At 63.3% G+C, this 13,459-nt stretch carries 12 protein-coding genes; 6 read left to right on the forward strand and 6 right to left on the reverse strand.

All coding sequences use genetic code 11. The features are described from left to right. The first annotated feature begins 22 nt into the window (after positions 1-22). Positions 23-2,461 (forward strand): TonB-dependent siderophore receptor, encoded by a 2,439-nt coding sequence (locus tag BLT00_RS24745; RefSeq protein ID WP_092149236.1) that lies wholly within the window; start codon positions 23-25, stop codon positions 2,459-2,461. A 204-nt stretch (positions 2,462-2,665) separates the two neighbouring features. Here BLT00_RS24745 and BLT00_RS24750 read toward each other — a convergent pair whose 3' ends face one another. Continuing rightward, the gene (locus BLT00_RS24750) at positions 2,666-3,817 is read right to left on the reverse strand and encodes an MFS transporter (protein WP_063320287.1); all 1,152 of its coding nucleotides are present in this window, start codon (positions 3,815-3,817) and stop codon (positions 2,666-2,668) included. Positions 3,818-3,996: 179 nt separating this feature from the next. Here BLT00_RS24750 and BLT00_RS24755 point away from each other — a divergent pair, with 179 nt between their 5' ends. Then, positions 3,997-4,989, forward strand: a complete 993-nt coding sequence (locus tag BLT00_RS24755; protein ID WP_092149239.1) for a diaminopimelate epimerase — start codon at positions 3,997-3,999, stop codon at positions 4,987-4,989. Between the two features lie 200 nt (positions 4,990-5,189). On the opposite strand, the gene codA is transcribed toward BLT00_RS24755, so the two are convergent. The 5 genes from codA to BLT00_RS24780 all read right to left on the reverse strand — a co-directional run bounded on the left by codA (position 5,190) and on the right by BLT00_RS24780 (position 10,490). After that, complete coding sequence (codA, locus tag BLT00_RS24760; protein ID WP_092149242.1) at positions 5,190-6,437, reverse strand: cytosine deaminase; 1,248 nt, start codon at positions 6,435-6,437, stop codon at positions 5,190-5,192. 12 nt (positions 6,438-6,449) lie between these two features. Further along, complete coding sequence (codB, locus tag BLT00_RS24765) at positions 6,450-7,721, reverse strand: cytosine permease (protein WP_072345861.1); 1,272 nt, start codon at positions 7,719-7,721, stop codon at positions 6,450-6,452. A gap of 186 nt (positions 7,722-7,907) precedes the next feature. After that, positions 7,908-8,738 (reverse strand): alpha/beta fold hydrolase, encoded by an 831-nt coding sequence (locus BLT00_RS24770; protein ID WP_092149245.1) that lies wholly within the window; start codon positions 8,736-8,738, stop codon positions 7,908-7,910. A gap of 232 nt (positions 8,739-8,970) precedes the next feature. Beyond that, the gene (queD, locus tag BLT00_RS24775) at positions 8,971-9,327 is read right to left on the reverse strand and encodes a 6-carboxytetrahydropterin synthase QueD (RefSeq protein ID WP_003203918.1); all 357 of its coding nucleotides are present in this window, start codon (positions 9,325-9,327) and stop codon (positions 8,971-8,973) included. An 83-nt stretch (positions 9,328-9,410) separates the two neighbouring features. After that, positions 9,411-10,490 (reverse strand): hypothetical protein, encoded by a 1,080-nt coding sequence (locus BLT00_RS24780; RefSeq protein ID WP_092149248.1) that lies wholly within the window; start codon positions 10,488-10,490, stop codon positions 9,411-9,413. A gap of 144 nt (positions 10,491-10,634) precedes the next feature. Between BLT00_RS24780 and BLT00_RS24785 the strand changes: the two genes are divergently transcribed. Genes BLT00_RS24785 through BLT00_RS24800 form a run of 4 tightly spaced genes read left to right on the forward strand, consistent with a single transcriptional unit; the run spans position 10,635 to position 13,232 of the window. Then, a complete protein-coding gene (locus BLT00_RS24785; protein ID WP_063320292.1) occupies positions 10,635-10,943 on the forward strand; it encodes a PepSY domain-containing protein in 309 nt (102 codons plus the stop codon). Further along, positions 10,943-11,254 carry a PepSY domain-containing protein gene (locus tag BLT00_RS24790; RefSeq protein ID WP_063320293.1) on the forward strand — a complete coding sequence of 104 codons (312 nt, stop codon included), beginning with the start codon at positions 10,943-10,945 and terminating at the stop codon, positions 11,252-11,254. Before BLT00_RS24785 ends, BLT00_RS24790 begins: the two co-directional genes overlap by 1 nt. After that, positions 11,254-11,922 carry a response regulator transcription factor gene (locus tag BLT00_RS24795; RefSeq protein ID WP_063320294.1) on the forward strand — a complete coding sequence of 223 codons (669 nt, stop codon included), beginning with the start codon at positions 11,254-11,256 and terminating at the stop codon, positions 11,920-11,922. The genes BLT00_RS24790 and BLT00_RS24795 overlap by 1 nt, the downstream gene beginning before the upstream one ends. Then, on the forward strand, positions 11,919-13,232 hold the full coding sequence (locus tag BLT00_RS24800) for a sensor histidine kinase (RefSeq protein ID WP_063320295.1): 1,314 nt from the start codon (positions 11,919-11,921) through the stop codon (positions 13,230-13,232). The genes BLT00_RS24795 and BLT00_RS24800 overlap by 4 nt, the downstream gene beginning before the upstream one ends. The last annotated feature ends 227 nt before the right edge of the window (positions 13,233-13,459 follow it).

Here is a 13,459-nt window from a genome sequence, read left to right on the forward strand (position 1 = left end):
GATCAACAGGACAAGGTTCGACGTGAAAACAACCGCCAAAAACAACAACCGTACCCACGTACGCTGGCTGCCCCTGGCCCTGGCCCTGGCGGTCAGCGCCGCTGTGCCCCAGGCGTATGCCGATCAGGCTACCACCGCCATTCACATCCAGGCGCAGCCGTTGGGGCAAGCCTTGAGCCAGCTCGGCCAGCAAACCGCGTTGCAGGTGTTCTTCAGCCCCGAACTGGTGGCCGGTAAACAAGCGCCGGCCGTGGACGGCACCCTGTCCCCGGAAGCGGCCTTGCACCAACTGCTGCAGGGCAGTGGTCTGCAATACCGGATTGATGACGGTTCGGCGACCGTATTGCCGGCGCCTTCGGCCTCCAGCGCCGGCCCGCTGGAGCTTGGCGCTACTGAAATCCAGGTGGTCGGTGACTGGCTTGGCGACGCCAATGCGGAGGTGGTGCAGAACCACCCCGGCGCGCGGACGGTGATCCGCCGCGAAGCGATGGTGGAGCAGGGCGCGATGAACGTCGGCGACGTGCTGCGGCGTGTGCCGGGGGTGCAGGTGCAGGACGCCAACGGCACAGGCGGCAGTGACATCTCCCTGAACGTCGGCGTGCGCGGCCTGACTTCGCGCTTGTCGCCACGCTCCACGGTGTTGATCGACGGCGTGCCTGCAGCGTTCGCGCCCTACGGCCAGCCGCAACTGTCCATGGCGCCGATTTCCTCGGGCAACCTGGACAGTATCGACGTGGTGCGCGGCGCCGGTTCCGTGCGCTACGGGCCACAGAACGTCGGCGGGGTGATCAACTTCGTGACCCGGGCGATCCCGGAAAAAGCCACCGGTGAAATCGGCAGCACCCTGGAAACCTCCCAGCGCGGCGGCTGGAAGCACATCGACACGGCGTTTCTCGGCGGCACGGCGGACAATGGCCTGGGCGTGGCGCTGTTGTATTCCGGCGTCAACGGCAACGGTTATCGCCGGAGCAACAACGACAACGACATCGACGACGTCATCCTCAAGACCCATTGGGCACCCACCGAGGTGGACGATTTCTCGCTGAACTTCCATTACTACGACGCCAAGGCCGACATGCCCGGTGGCCTGACCCAGGCCCAGTACGACGCGGACCCGTACCAGTCCGACCGCGACTGGGACAACTTCAGCGGCCGGCGCAAGGACGTGTCGTTCAAATGGTTGCGCCAGATCGACGACCGCACCCAGGCCGAAGTGCTGACCTATTACTCCGACAGTTACCGGGGCAGCACCATCGCTTCCCGGGACCAGCGCAACCTGGTGTCCTACCCGCGCACCTATTACACCTTCGGCATCGAGCCCCGGGTGTCCCACGTGTTCGACCTGGGCCCCACCACCCAAGAGGCCAGCGTGGGTTATCGCTACCTCAAGGAAGGCATGCACGAAGAGGCCAGTCGCCTGGCGTTGCGTGATAACGAACCAGTGGTGCGTCCGGGGGCCGACGGTCACGTCTACCAGGACCGTACCGGTGGCACTGAAGCCCACGCGGTGTATATCGATGACAAGATCGATGTCGGCAAGTGGACCATCACCCCGGGCATCCGCTTCGAAAGCATCAGCACCGAATGGCATGACCGCCCGGTGCTCGACACAGCCGGTCGCCCGGTGCAGGAAAAACGCCGCAGCATCGACAGCAACGAACCGTTGCCGGCCCTGAGCGTGATGTATCACCTGTCCGATGCCTGGAAGCTGTTCGCCAACTACGAGACCTCGTTCGGCAGCCTGCAGTATTTCCAGCTCGGCCAGGGCGGTGACGGCAACAACACCGCCAATGGCCTGAGCCCGGAAAAGGCCAAGACCTACGAGATCGGCACGCGCTACAACGATGACGTGTGGGGCGGGGAAGTGACGCTGTTCTACATCGACTTCGACGACGAATTGCAGTACATCAGCAACGACGTGGGCTGGACCAACATGGGCGCGACCAAGCACCAGGGGCTGGAGGCTTCGGTGCATTACGACATGGCCGCGCTCGACCCACGTCTCGAAGGCCTCACCGCCAATGCCGGTTTTACCTACACCCGTGCGACTTACGAAGGCCAGATCCCGAGCTTCAAGGGACGTGACCTGCCGTTCTATTCCCGGCAGGTGGCCAACGTGGGCCTGCGCTACGACGTCAATCGCTGGACCTACAACCTCGACGCCTTTGCCCAGTCCAAGCAGCGCTCACCGGGCAACAGCGTGAACGCCGATGGCAGCTTCAGCGACGACTACATCACCGATGGCAGCGCCGATGGGCAGTTTGGCGACATGCCGGGCTACGTGCTCTGGAACGTGCGCGCCGGTTATGACTTTGGCGCGCAGCTGTCGAACCTGAAAGTCGGCGCCGGGGTGAAGAACCTGTTCGACCATCAGTACTACACCCGTTCCAGTGACAACAACTCGGGCATGTACGTGGGCGCACCGCGTACGTTCTTTGTGCAGGCGAGTGTGGGGTTCTGATCGAGGACCAGGCCCTGTAGCCTGGAACACAATGCCAGGGGCTGAAATACAATCCAGTGGCGAGGGAGCTTGCTCCCGCTGGGTGGCGCAGCCGCCCCAAAATGGCCTGACGCCGTTTTCCAGGCAGACCGCATCGGCTGGTTTACGACTGCTGCGCAGCCGAGCGGGAGCAAGCTCCCTCGCCACAGAGAGCGGTGTGAGGCCTCAGACTTTCAACACTTTCCCGCTAATCGCCACCGCCACCAGCGACAGCGCAATCAACCCAAACGCAAAGCTCAAGCTGCTGCCATGGGCGACGAAACCAATCAGCGCCGGGCCGGCAAGGATGCCGGCATAGCCGATGGTGGTGATGGCCGGCACAGCGATGGCCTCTGGCATCAAGGTCTGTTTGCCGACGGCGGTGTACAGCACCGGCACGATGTTCGAACACCCGGCGCCCACCAACCCATAGCCCAGTAGCGCGGCTTGCCACATCGGTGCGAGGGTCGCCAACAGGAACCCGGCTGCCGCGATCGATCCGCCATAGATGATCACGCGTTTGGCTCCGAGGCGATGTACCACTGAATCGCCGGTCAGCCGGCCGACGGTCATGGTCAGCGCGAAGGCGGCATAACCCAGCCCGGCATAGGCGGTATCCACCGCGCGCTCGGTGGTCAGGAACACGGCGCTCCAGTCCAGCACTGCGCCTTCGGCCAGGAACACGATGAAACAGAGGATGCCGATAAACAGCACCACGCCATGGGGAATGGCGAACGCCGGTCCCGAGCTTTCACTGCCGTAGGGCAGCAGGTGCGGCGCAGCCTTGAACAACGCTACCAGCAGCACGCCATTGACCACCAGCGTCGCCCCCAGCGGCGAAAGCCCCAGGCCAAGCAGCGCGCTAACACCCGCCGCGCCAATGATCCCGCCGAGACTGAACATGCCGTGGAAACCCGACATCATGGTCTTGCCACTGGCCCGTTCGACGATCACCGCTTGCAGGTTCACGGTCGAGTCCACGGTGCCGAGCCCGGCGCCAAACAGGAACAATGCGGCCACCAGCCAGGGCAGGGAAGTCATTGTCGCCAGTAACGGCAACGCCAGGCAGATCAGAATCGTACCGCCGCTGAGCACCCGCCGGCAGCCGAACCGCGTCGCCAGCGCACCGGAAATCGGCATCGCCAGGATCGACCCGACCCCCAGGCACAACAGCAGCAACCCGAGGGTGCCTTCATCCAGGTTCGCCCGCACCTTGGCGTAAGGCACCAGCGGCGCCCAGGCGGCGATGCCGATGCCGGCGATGAGATAGGCGATGCGGGTGGACATCTGTTCCAGGCGTCCGGGGATAAAGGTGGGCGGGGGCGTAATGGCAGTCATGAAACGTCCTTGGCTTACGTGCGATGCGGTGGTGCAGGCAGGAGCCTATGCTTGCATATCCACTGACCGCACCGCGACCCCAAGGTGCCGACGCGAATATCCGGTTGCCAGCAAGCTTTGCTCCCTGGCCTTTGCCGACATAAAGTAGCGGTCCTTGCTGGCTGATACCGGACAGATCCATGACGAAGTTTTATGACGCGCGCGGCAATATCTATGGCGTCATTTCCCCTCGGCAGGTTCGAGACCACGGCATCGCTCTGCCTCAGTCGGCTGCCCAGGCCGCGCAGACACGCGAGTCTTGGGCAACGGCTGCCGTGCACGCGTTCTGCGCCTGGGCGCCGGGCGAAGCGCCGCCGGATGCCAAGGCTCATCGCAGTGACGGTTTGCTGATCGGCCCGTTCCAGAACGAACCGCCCTTTGATCTGTTGATCGTCAATACCGACGGCACCCTGGCCGAGCGCAGTGGCAACGGCTTGACGATTTTCTCCCAGGCCTTGCAAGAGCAGGGCTTGATGGCAGGGACGGGTGATTGCTTGCTGCAGGTCCATCACGATAAACCCGACGGTTTGTCACCGCTGCAAACCTCGGTTCGCGCTGCTGAATTCGAAGGCGCCCAAGGCTTCTGGCTGGACCTGGGCAAACCGCTGTTCGGGCCCGGCGCCGTCGGTGCCCAGGACGTCGAGCGTGTGATGTTCAACCAGTGCGATGTCAGCCGTGTGGCGGCGCTTGACCGGTTGAACCCGGCGTGGGGCAACAGCCAGTTCGTGAACATTGGCAACCCGCATTGCGTGACGCTGGTGGACAGTGCCGAGGCGCTGCCGAGCAATTCGCAGATGCGTGCGCCGGCACTGTGCCAGAGCCTGACCCGCATCGCCTATGCTCCGCCGGGTGGGTCTGGAATGCCGTGCCCTATGGGGGTGAACCTGCAATGGGCCTGGCTCGAAGCCGAAGGGCGAATCGCCGCCCGGGTGTTCGAGCGGGGTGAAGGTCCCACCGCATCCTCGGGCACCAGCGCCAGTGCCGTGGCCAGTGCGGCATGGCGGGTGGGTTGGGTGCAGGCGGGGGCGGTGAGTGTGATGATGCCAGGGGGGACTGCGCCGATTTTGCTGGAAGAAGAGGCGGGTGAGTTGGCGCGGGTCAGGTTGTTTGGGACGGCGCGGTCTGTGCCCTAGAGCTTTCTGAAGGTTTGTGGCGTGGCCGATGCCGCTTCGCGAGCGCGCCCGCTCCTACAATGGATCTGTGTCGGATACAACATTTCTATTCATTGAAAATCCCCTGTGGGAGCGAGCTTGCTCGCGATAGCGGCAAGTCAGTCACATCCATATCAACGGTTAGACCGTCACCGCGAAGCACGCCCGCTCCCACAGGGAAATCAGCCTGGCTGCTGCGCAAACTCCACCACCGGCATCTGCCGCTTCATCAGCACCTCACCGTTGCGAATCGAATAGAGCGGCAAGCCCTGGCTGCGGATCACTTCGTAGTCACTGTCCGCCGACAGGATCAGCAGGTTAGCCGGACGCCCGGATTCCAGGCCATAGCGCTCGCCCAGGGCCATGGCCTTGGCGCTGTTGTCGGTGACCAGGTCGAGGGCGCTTTGCAGGTTGCGGTAGCCGAGCATGTGGCAGATGTGCAGGCCGGCTTCGAGGACTCGCAAGATGTTGCCGTTGCCCAGCGGGTACCACGGGTCGACGATGGAGTCCTGGCCGAAGCACACATTCATCCCGGCCTCGAGCAGTTCATTGACCCGGGTGACACCGCGGCGTTTGGGGAAATTATCGAAGCGCCCTTGCAGGTGAATGCTTTCGGTCGGGCACGAGACGAAGCTGATGCCCGAATGCCCGAGCAGGCGGAACAGCTTGGCGCAGTAGGCGTTGTCGTAGGAGCCCATGGCCGTGGTGTGGCTGGCGGTGACACGCGCGCCCATGTCGCGGCTGCGGGCTTCTTCGGCGAGCACTTCGAGGAAACGTGAGTGCGGGTCATCGGTTTCGTCGCAATGCACATCCACCAGGCAGCCGGTGCGTTCGGCCAGGTCCATGAGGAATTTCACCGAGCTGACGCCCTGGTCGCGGGTGTACTCGAAGTGGGGAATGCCGCCCACCACGTCGGCGCCCATGCGGATCGCTTCTTCCATGAGCTCGCGGCCGTTGCGATAGGACTCGATGCCTTCCTGGGGAAACGCGACGATCTGCATGTCGATCAGGTGACGGCTTTCCTCGCGCACTTGCAGCAGGGCCTTGAGCGCCGTGAGCTCGGGGTCGGTCACGTCGACGTGGGTGCGCACATGCTGGATGCCATGGGCGGCGAGGGCCTGGATGGTTTTCTTGGCGCGGGTCTTGGTGTCTTCCTCGGTGATGGTGGCCTTGCGTTCGCCCCAGCACTCGATGCCTTCGAACAGCGTGCCGCTCATGTTCCAGCGCGGTTCACCGGCGGTGAGCGTGGCGTCCAGGTGGATGTGTGGTTCGACGAAGGGCGGGACCACCAGGTTGCCGCCGGCATCGAGGTCTTCCGGGCCGAGGCTGGGTGCCTCGGTCTGGCGGGCGATGTTGGCGATCAAGCCGTTTTCCAGGTGCAGTTCATGCAAGCCTTCACGGTTACGCAGGCGGGCGTTGATGATGTGCATCAGGCGAATCCTTTAGAGGTTTTGTAGGGACGCATCAGCGGTGCGAGTACCCATTACGCTGATCAATAGCACATACGTTAGCGCGCCGGCAGCGATTCCTACCAGCGGCGCGACCCAGGGTGAATTGAACGCCGCGACGGTGCCAACCCCATAGGCCAACAGCCCGGGCCAGTTGAACGCCGGCAGTTGCGCCTCGGCCAGGCGCGGATAACGACCACGCCAGCGGAAGAAGAAATCGGCCATGATGACCCCGCCGATGGGTGGGATGACGGTGCCCAGCAGGATCAGGTAGGGCACCAGCAGATCGTACATGCCCAGCAGCGCCAGCAACGTGCCGATCACCGCGCCACCGAGGGTTACGGTCTTGCGCCGACGGGTGCGCAGCAGGTTGCAACCGGCCACGGCGAAGTTGTAGATGGTGTTGTCCTGGGTGCTCCAGATGTTGAGCAGCAGCATCGCCATCGCCGCCATGGCGAAGCCCTGCAGCAGCAACACTTCGACCACGTCCGGTTGTTGATAGACGATGGCCCCGTAGGCGCCGATCAGCACCATCAGCCCATTGCCTAGGAAGAAGCCGATCAGACTCGCCAGCACCGCGACCTTCGCCGAGCGGGAGAACCGCGTCCAATTGGTGGCCTGGGTCGCGCCGCTGACGAAGGTGCCGAACACCAACGTGATGGCGGTGGACCAGTCGAGGCTGCCCGTCGGCACCACCGCCAACAAGCCCTCGAAGCCACCGACCTTCACCGTCGCGACCCACATCGACAGCATCAGCAGCAACATCATGGCCGGCACGGCAATGTAGGAGAGGATTTCCAAGCCGCGATAACCAATGTAGGCCGTGGCGCAGAACCCCAGGCCGAACAGCACCATCAACCCGAGCACGGTGCTCTCGCTCAACTCGAAATACTTGCCCAACACCACTGCGGCAGTCGCCGTGCCCCAGGCGTACCAGCCGATCTGGGTGAACCCCAGGATCAAGTCACTGAGCTTGCTGCCCACCTCGCCGAAACAGAAACGCCCCATCAACACCGAATTGAGCCCGCTCTTGAAGGCGATATAGCCCAGGCCTGCGGCGTAGAGGCCCAGCAGCAGATTGCCGATGACGATGACCGTGAGCATCTCGGCAAAACCGAACGCTACCCCCAGCTTGCCGCCGGCAAACATGGTGGCGGTGAAAAAGGTGAAACCCAGCAGCACCATGGCCGTGGAGGCCAGACCCTTGCGAGCGTGCATCGGGACTTCGCTCAAGGGATAGTCATTGCCCGGATCGTTCTGAGTCATGTGGCGGTCCTTGCGGATGAGGGGGATATCGCAAACGTGCAGCGCCCGTGCCAAGCGAGTGATCGCGAGGTTATTTATAGACAATCCTGGGGATTGGGTGGGCGCAGGGACCAAAAGCGGTGCAAGAGTGATTCAAGTTGGAACACGGATCTCACTCGCAGGGAATCCCCTGTGGGAGCGGTTTCTTCAGGGACCAAGATGCAATGGTAGGAACCGCAACACCGCCGCGACGATGGCCTCCGGCGCGTCTTCCTGGACCAGGTGCCCGGCATTTGGAATGGGATGAAATTGTGCCCCTGGGATCATCCGTTGCAGGGCCCGGCCGCGCTCGATGGGAATCCACTGATCATCCTCGCCCCACAGGATCTGGGTCGGGCAGCGCACGTTCGGATACAGCCTCTCGGCTTCCCGGGTGTAGCGTTCGTCCATCTGCGCGATCTGCCGGTAGAACGCCGCCTGGCCCGGCTCGCCAAGCCAAGGCTGCACGTAGGGCGCCAGTTCCGCGTCCGGGATGTCCCGTTTGATCGCGCCGCGGACATAGGTCGGCACGATGGCCCGCTGAATGTAGTCGGGCAGGCCGCTGAAGGCCGCTTCATGCTGGCGGACATGCTGCACAAAGGGCGAACCCCAGGGTGACAGCGCCACGGGGTCGATCAGGGTCAGGCTGCGGTAATCCTTGCCGTTTAGCAGGTGCGTGCGCAGGGCCGTGGCACCGCCAAAGTCATGGGCCACCACATCCGGGCAATCCAGGCGCCAATGCTCCAGCAATTGTGCGAACAACAGGTTTTGCACGCCGAGGGACACGTCGGCATCGGGTTGCGCGGATTGGCCATACCCCAGCAGGTCGAAGTAATGCACCCGGTGGGTGGCGAAGAACAGCGGGGCGATCCGGTGCCACACGTAGGAAGAGAAAGGAGTGCCGTGGACAAACACCAACGGCGGGCCATCGCCGTGGATGGCGTAGCGGATGCAGTGCCCGTTGAAGTCGTATGTTTGATCCAGCGTCCAGTGGGTCATGATCGATACTCCCCAGAAAATGGCTCAGGGGCTAGAGCATAGGCCAATGCCATTGAGCTGGGGAGACACCCTTGTGGCGAGGGAGCTTGCTCCCGCTGGCCGCGAAGCGGTCCTCAAGCCTGAGATTGCGGTGTATCAGGTTGAATCGAGTCGCTGCTTTTGGGGCTGCTGCCCAGCCCAGCGGGAGCAAGCTCCCTCGCCACAGAAGCTCCCTTGCCACAAGGAAAAGGGGTTATTCGCCGTGGTAGATGCAACCGCTGGTGCAGGTCTCATGGATGCGGATGGCGCTGAGTTCCGGCAGCAATGGCTTCAATTCATTCCAGATCCACTTGGCCAGGACTTCGCTGGTGGGGTTTTCCAGGCCAGGAATGTCGTTGAGGTAGTTGTGGTCCAGGCGCTCGTAGAGCGGCTTGAAGATCGCCTTGATTTCCGAGAAGTCACGAATCCAGCCCGTGTGTGGATCGATGTCGCCGCTCAGGTGGATCGCCACTTTGAACGAGTGGCCGTGAAGGCGGCCGCACTTGTGGCCGTCCGGCACGTGGGGCAGGCGGTGGGCGGATTCGAAGGTAAACTCTTTGAAAATTTCCACAGGTTCGGGCTCTTTAGATATCGGTGCGCAAGGCAGGCGGCGGAGTTTATCAGTTTGATAACGGTGTTGCGCGACCGTGCTGACTAAAGGGTCAGCAAACGTTCGCCCAAGCCACCGTTGGCCGTCAGCTCCAGGAACTCGTCACCGAGCCGGCGGCTCTCGTCCATCGCCGTGCGCCAGTACTTGCGGCGGCTCGGGTCATCCCCCATGAAGCGCTTGAAGTCGTTGCGGTCCGGCAGTTTGCCGTAGGGCAGGCGCGCCAGGTATTCACGGGACGGTGCCAGCAGCAGCACGTCTTGCAGGCGGTCGACGTTGCCCCGGCGCCACGGCAGGCCCTTGTCGAACCAGCCGGGGATGACCCGGTCGGTGAAATGCGGGTAGAGCACGATGTCCTCGCCGCTGTAGGGCAGGTCGAGGTGGTAGTCCAGCAGACCGCCGTCGCGGTAGGTACCGGCACCGGCGCCCGGCAGGTCGCGCACGCCTTCCATCACCATCGGGATCGAGCCCGAGGCCAGCAGGGCCTGGCGCAGGTTGCCGGCCGCCAGCGGAACGAAGCGTGACGGAAAGTCATTCAACGGATGCAGGGGCGGGGCCAGGCGCGGGTCATGGATGATCAGCCGTTCGAAATGCCGCGACAGCCGCGCCCGACCTCGCAGGTTGTCGGCGATCACCGACGACAAGCCCAGGCCCAGCCGGCCGCGATGATCCTGGGCCAGCAGGCCGTGGCTCTTGACCACCATGATGTTGAGCCGGTATCGCGGGTTATCGAGGATCGAAGCGTCGCGGCCGTCGAGCAAATCATCGAGCATGCGTTGCGAGCTTTGGCTGACCCCGGCCATGGTCACGCCTTTGGCAAAGCTTTGTTCGTTGTACAAGGTGCCCAGGCGCCGGATGCCCTCGGCGGCATCCGGCAGGCAGGCGCTGGCGAAGCGCCAGGCACCCACCGAGGCCCCGATCAGCGAGCGCTCCCGGGGCGCGGCGGGCAGCCATTCGTCGAACAGCGCCAAGTCCAGCCCCTGGATGCCCAGGGCCTTGGGACCACCGGCAGCGCCCGGCAGGATGCCGACGTCGGCGGCGTTCAAGCCGGCCTGGCGAATCCGCGCGAACGCACGGGGGCCGGCCTTGAGGGTGAGGGCGGGAAACTTGATGTGGATGGCGGTCATACCGGTCTCGAATGCGGGTAAGCGGCTGATTATAACGACACAAAACCTTGTTATTGATGTGGGTCCCATGATGGCCATTCAGTTTCAGTTAAGTTCACCCCGATACAGTCGCCCCGGTAAAGATTATAAGAAGGAGATACCCCCATGAACCGCCTGACTGCCTTTTTTATCGCGACCCTGATGGCACTGGGAACCAGCCTGGTTCACGCACGAGACCTGGACACGGACGAAGCCCGCAAACTGCAAGACGCTGGTACCATCCTGTCCTTTGAAAAACTCAACGCCGCTGCCCTGGCCGAACACCCTGGCGCCACCTTGACCGATACCGAGCTGGACGAAGAGTACGGCAAGTACATTTACCAGGTGGATTTGCGCGATACGAAGGGCATTGAGTGGGATCTGGAATTGGACGCCACCAACGGCAAGGTGCTCAAGAATCATCAGGATACGTAATGAAGCTTAATCTGCGCGCCCATAATCGATGGGCGCTGGCGCTGCTGGCGTTTTGTTCGCTGGCCGTGGCCCGGGACCTGGATCAGGACGAGGCCCTGCAACTGCGCCAGCAGGGTGTGATCTTGCCGCTGGAGCAACTGCTGCAACAGGCGCTGGACCTGCACCCGGGCGCCAAACTGCTGGAAGCCGAGCTGGAGGAGAAACACGGCGTCTATATTTATGAGGTCGAGCTGCTGGATACCGACGGCGTCGTGCGCGAATTGGACCTGGAGGCCGCGACCGGCCGCTTACTCAAAGATAAGGAAGACTGATGCGCCTGCTTCTGGTGGAAGATCACGTGCCCCTGGCCGACGAACTGATGGCCGGGCTTGCACGCCAGGGCTACGCCGTCGACTGGCTCGCCGATGGTCGCGACGCGGTGTACCAGGGCAGCAGCGAACCCTACGACCTGATCATCCTCGATCTCGGCCTGCCGGGCGTGCCGGGGCTTGAGGTGCTCGCCCAATGGCGTGCCGGTGGCTTGAGCACGCCAGTGTTGATCCTTACCGCGCGCGGTTCCTGGGCCGAGCGCATCGAAGGCCTCAAGGCCGGGGCCGACGATTACCTGACCAAACCTTTTCATCCTGAAGAGCTGCAGTTGCGGATCCAGGCGTTGCTGCGCCGCTCCCACGGCCAGGTCAACCAGCCGACGCTGAAGTCGGCCGGGTTGCACCTGGATGAGAGTCGCCAGTGCGTGGTCCGCGACGGCACCGACATCCAGCTCACGGCCGCCGAGTTCCGCCTGTTGCGCTATTTCATGCTGCATCCCGAGCAGATCCTTTCTAAAAGCCATCTCGCCGAACACCTGTACGACGGTGAGACCGAGCGCGATTCCAACGTGCTTGAAGTCCACGTCAATCACCTGCGGCGCAAGCTGGGCCGCAGCGTGATCGAAACCCGTCGCGGCCAGGGTTACCTGTTCGGCGGGCAGGCGCAGTGAGATCCATCCAGCGGCGCCTGAGCCTGGGGTTGATCGGTGTGATGGTGGTGGTCGGCCTGGTTCTGGCACAGACCAGCCTATGGTTGTTCGAGCTGGGCTTGCAGCGTTACCTGGAAGCCGGGCTGCGCAACGACAGCGAAAACCTGCTGGTGGCCCTGGTGCGCGGCCCGCAGGGGCTGCAACTGGATGAACGACGCTTGTCGCCGGCCTATCAGCGGCCGTTTTCCGGACATTATTTCCGTATCGACTTTGCCGATGTGCACTGGCGCTCCCGCTCCCTGTGGGACCAGGAATTGCCCCGGCTCGATCACCCGGGCCTGCACAGCAACCTGCAACTGGGGCCTGAGGGCCAGAAGCTGCTGGTGCTGCGCACCGACTATCGACGGCTGGGCCAGGCGATCTCCATCAGCGTGGCCCAGGATTACACGCCGGTGCGTGACAGCTTCCGCCGAATGCAGCAGATCGGCCTGGGGCTCGGGTTGGCGGGGTTGCTGTTGATTCTGTTGCTGCAACGCATCACCGTGCGCCGCGCCTTGCGTCCGCTGGACCGGGCGCGGGAGCAGATTGCCCAGTTGCAGCGTGGGCAGCGTTCGCAACTCGACGAACAGGTGCCACGGGAGCTGGAACCGCTGGTGGCGCAAATCAACCATCTGCTGGCTCACACCGAGGACAGCCTCAAGCGTTCACGCAACGCCCTGGGCAACCTCGGCCATGCCTTGAAGACCCCGCTGGCGGTGCTGCAAAGCCTGGCTTCGAACGAGAAGCTCGATCCGTATCCCGAGTTGCGCAAGCTGCTGCTCGATCAACTGGAGCAGGTCCGCCAGCGCCTGAACCGGGAACTCAACCGCGCCCGCTTGTCCGGCGATGCCTTGCCCGGCGCGCACCTGGACTGCGATGCCGAGTTGCCAGGATTGCTCGCCACGCTGAACATGATCCACGGCGAACACCTGCACCTGAGCTACGCCGCCCCGCCGGGCCTGCACCTGCCCTGGGATCGTGAAGACCTGCTGGAATTGTTGGGCAACCTGTTGGACAACGCCTGCAAATGGGCCGATGCCGAAGTGCGCCTGACCATGACCGAGACAGCCGACGGATTCAGTCTGGCCGTGGAAGACGACGGCCCGGGCATCCCCAGGGATCGCCGCGACCAGGTGTTCAGCCGCGGCACGCGGCTGGATGAACAGACCGATGGACACGGCTTGGGCCTGGGCATCGTGCGGGACATCGTCGACACCTGGGGCGGCCTGCTGGCGTTGGACGACAGCGAGTGGGGTGGATTGAAGGTCGTGATTGAGTTGCCCAAGCGCTGACCTCTATCGCATGGCGCCGCCCTCCTGTGGGAGCGAGCTTGCTCGCGATGGCGTCAGTTCAGCCACATGGATAGCTACCGAAAGATCGCTATCGCGAGCAAGCTCGCTCCCACTAGGGTGGGGCGGCGGTGGTAGTCAATATTGCGAGATTTGAAAACCCGCCCCACGGCCCTTGCAGCTTGCCGCCGCTTGCTGCAAAGTCGCGACCTTTTTGTCCGGTGGCTTTC

Origin of the sequence: Pseudomonas sp. NFACC51, from assembly GCF_900103575.1 — a bacterium.
Taxonomy (GTDB): Bacteria; Pseudomonadota; Gammaproteobacteria; order Pseudomonadales; family Pseudomonadaceae; genus Aquipseudomonas; species Aquipseudomonas fluorescens_Q.